Source organism: Streptomyces spongiae, assembly GCF_009377185.1.
GTDB classification, from domain to species: Bacteria; Actinomycetota; Actinomycetes; order Streptomycetales; family Streptomycetaceae; genus Streptomyces; species Streptomyces spongiae.
Genome location: NZ_VJZC01001008.1, coordinates 1 through 1,767 on the forward strand (window position 1 = coordinate 1; position 1,767 = coordinate 1,767).

1 protein-coding gene is annotated in these 1,767 nt (G+C 72.3%); it reads right to left on the reverse strand.

Features of this window, described 5'->3' with window-relative positions:
• On the reverse strand, window positions 1–1,675 hold a 1,675-nt coding region (locus FNH08_RS49655; protein ID WP_152778568.1), incomplete at its 3' end, for a transglycosylase domain-containing protein.
• Window positions 1,676–1,767 lie beyond the last annotated feature (92 nt).

Below are 1,767 nucleotides of genomic sequence, written 5' to 3' on the forward strand. Positions count from 1 at the left end.
CCGCGAACGCGGTCGGTGACGGCTCGTTCGGCAGCTGCGCGGGCAACGTCGTGCCCTTCTTCTTGCCCGCCCGGTCGGCGAACAGCGCGACCGTCAGGGCGAGTCGGTCGTCGTACCCGGTGGTCCACACGGTCCGCCGGGTGATCCCCCCGCCCGCCCCGTCGGTGGCGAACACCTTCGCCTCCGCCGAGCCGGCGGCGACGGCGACCGGCGTCGGTCCGGCACCCGACAACTCGCCCGCCACCAGCGCCTCCTTCTCGTCCAGCACGCGCCGTACGTCGGGACGCGCCCGGTAGACGGTGCGGCCCTCCCGGGTGATGCGCGCGACGGTGTACGGGGTGGCGTACCTGCCGTTCGCCGCCACCGTCGCGTACGCCGACGCCAGGTTCAGCGGGGTCGGCGCCGTCGTCCTCAGCAGCTTGCGCAGCGGCTCGCCCGCCTCCAGCTCGCCGAACGGCTCCAGGGCCGTCCCCGCCTCCACCGCCCCGCTCACCGCGTCGTTGAACGGCTGCCGCGCGTAGTCCGAGCCCCCGTACAGCAGCCGCACCGCCCCGTCGCCGGGCACCATCCCCACCACGGCGGTGTGCAACCGGACGCCCTTGCCGCCCCCGGGATGGTCCTGGACCAGTTGTGTGGCGCTGTCCTGCAACGCCAGGTCGAAGGTGGTCGTCACGCTGTAGCCACCGCTCGCGAGCTGGTCCTCGGTGATGCCGAGCCGGTCGGCGGCCTCCTTCGCGGCGAAGTCGATCAGATACTGCCGCTGCCCCTCGGTCTCGCCCGGCGGATAGAACCGGAACGCCGGGAAACGCGCCTCGGCCCGCTGCTTGTCCGTGATGCTCCCGCTCGCCGCCATCGCGTCGAGGACCCACTCCCAGCGGTTCTCCAGCTTCGTGGTTACCTTCGGGTCGGAGCCCGCCTTCTCGTAGTACGAGGGGATGTTGACGATGGACGCCAGCGCGGCGCCCTGGGCGACCGTCAGGCTCTTCGCGTCCACGCCGAAGTAGTTGCGTGCGGCGGACTGGATCCCGGCGGAACCCCGCCCGAAGTACACGGTGTTGAGGTAGCCCTCAAGGATCTCGTCCTTGCCGCGCGTGCGGTCCAGCTTGATCGCGACGAGCGCCTCGCGCGCCTTGCGCGACAGCGACCGCTCCGGGCTCAGCAGCGCGTTCTTCACGTACTGCTGGGTGATGGTGGAGCCGCCCTGGGGGTCGTCTCCCGTCAGCGTCGCCAGCGTGGCCCGTGCGATGGCCCGCGGCGAGATCCCGCTGTCCGTACGGAAGGAGCGGTTCTCCGCGGCGATCACCGCGTCCTGCACATGCCGGGGGACCGCGGACAACCGGACGTCCTGCCGGTCGACCGGTCCGCGCCGGCCCAGATAGGCGCCGCCCGAGTCGAGGAACACGGTGCTCTGGGTGACGGTCTCGGGGTGCGGTTTCGGAATGGGAGTCAAGTGGTACGCCACGACGGCCGCCGCACACAGCAGCGCGACCAGCGTGAGGAAGGCGTAGCCCAGCCGGCGAAGCCGCCGGCCCCGGGTGCGCCGGAACCGGACCCGCAGCGGCACGCGCTCGCGGTGTCGCCGGGCCAACGACGGTATTCGCTTCCTCAGTCGCGGTGCCGTGCGCTCCGGTCGCGGCCCGTCCCCGTCCCCGCGCCTGTTCCCGTCCTCGTTCATATCCGCCACCACTCGCGGTCCGACCGTGCGGCGACCTTGCCCGAGGCGTCGTACACCGTGACGATCCGCTCGTCCCCGTCCCCGTCCCCGTC